Annotated in this window: 1 protein-coding gene; it reads right to left on the bottom strand. The window is 71.9% G+C overall.

Annotated elements, in window-relative coordinates:
- Positions 1-962 precede the first annotated feature (962 nt).
- The coding region (locus VGR06_RS01125; protein ID WP_327557018.1) for an HNH endonuclease signature motif containing protein at positions 963-1749 on the bottom strand (787 nt) is incomplete at its 5' end.

Genomic DNA, 1749 nt, shown 5'->3' with positions numbered 1-1749 from the left:
AGAACGAGTTCGTCGAGGTCGGTGGCGCCGCCGTCGAGCCAGTGCCGGCGCCAGTGGTGCGCGTCGCACCAGGCAAGCGCTTCATTAGTCATAGCCCGGGACGGCGACGGTGCTCGGGGGACTGCGCCGACAGCGGCATGTGCGTGTGATCGCGGAGCCGTTGTGCCGCCCGGTGAGCGCGTATTGGTAGTCGCGGTGTGTCGCGTTCCAGCGTTCCTTCGGCCTTGCGAGGCCACCCGTCCGGGCGGTGGGGTCGATGGGCGCGGTGGCGTCCACATTCCGGACCGGTGTCCGGATTCTGGACGTGAACACCACCAGCAGCTATTTGGTTTCACAGCAGTCACACTGGTTCCAGCGGAAATCGGACATGGCCACGATCATCGCCCTCGGGGTGACGGTGTGGCGCGACACACCGGGCGTGTCGCGCCACAGCGTCACCCCGACGGGCCCGCCCTGCGCGCGCGGCGAGGATCGCCCCGGCCGACGCGGCCGACGCCGATCAATCGCAGCCCGCCCTGAGTCGTGCGTTCGCGTCGGCGATGCAACAGCGTCACGCCGAGAGGCCGGCCGCAGATTACCCGTCATCCTCCCCTTGCGCGGAAAGCCTTCGTGATCACCTGCGTCTGGGTATTCGGGATGGCTGGTGCTGCGGTGCTCGCGGCGGCTGCCACCGGGGTGGGAGCGGAGGTGGGGGCGTCGGCTTGGTGGCCCTCGACGACTCGAACACCGCCGGCAGGAAGTGCTTGACAAGCCGTGATCCCGAATTACCAGCCACACGCCGGTGGCACCCAGGACTCCGCAATCCGGCCGGCAATGGGCCGAGCCCGGCGATCGCGGAGCCGGTGTGCCGCCGGTGGCACCCAGGACTCCGCAATAACGTCGATGAGGGCACGTCCAGTCACCCATACGGAGACGTGGCCACGTGCGGCGTCAACCCCCGAACGCCACCCCGCTAAGTTGACCTACGCGGCGCGGGCGGTGGTCGGCCCTCTAGCCGGCGAGGTGAAGGTGAACTGGCCGGTGTGGTCGCGGTGGATGCGCCAGCCGCCTTCGTGGACGGCGCGGTGGTGCCGACGACATAAGAGAACGAGTTCGTCGAGATCGGTCAGTCCGCCGTCGAGCCAGTGCCGGCGCCAGTGGTGCGCGTCGCACCAGATCGGCGGGTGGTCGCAGCCGGGGAAGCGGCAGCCGCGGTCGCGGACGGCCAGGGCGCGGCGCTGTGCGGGGGTGACCACGCGGCTGGCGCGGCCGACGTCGAGTGGTTCGGAGCGGGCGCCGCCGATGGCGGCGGGCAGCGCGGCGAGCGCGGCGCGCAGGATGGCTTGCACCCGCTCGCGGACGCCCCGGGCACCCCCACCGCCGTCGCCGCCGCCGCTGTCGTGGTTGCTGTGGTCGCCGCCGTCGCTGTCGCCGTCGTCATGGCCGTCGGTGTTGTGGTGATCGGGGTGGATGATGACGCGGCTCAGGATGGCGTCGCAGGCGAGGCGGCGGGCGGTTTGGCCGCTCAGGGGGCCGGTCCAGGCGAACTCTCCGGCGGGCGCGCCGAGCGCGCCGAGTAGGGCGTGGAAGTCGATGGTGATGTTCAGGTGCGGCCGGGCGCCGCCGGTGTCGGGGAGCTCGGCGGTGTCGAGGGCGCGGCGGGCCAGTTCGGTCAGCGCGTCGGCGCGGCGCTGCGCGGCGCTGCGGTCATCGTCGGGGCCGGCGGGTTTGGCCAGGGCGTTGATCGCGGCCAGCACGGTCTCCCCGGCC

The sequence above is a fragment of the Actinophytocola sp. genome, from assembly GCF_036002505.1.
Classification (GTDB): domain Bacteria; phylum Actinomycetota; class Actinomycetes; order Mycobacteriales; family Pseudonocardiaceae; genus DASYTH01.
The sequence above is the reverse complement of the archived record's forward strand: the minus strand, read 5'-3'. Positions and strand labels throughout refer to the sequence as shown.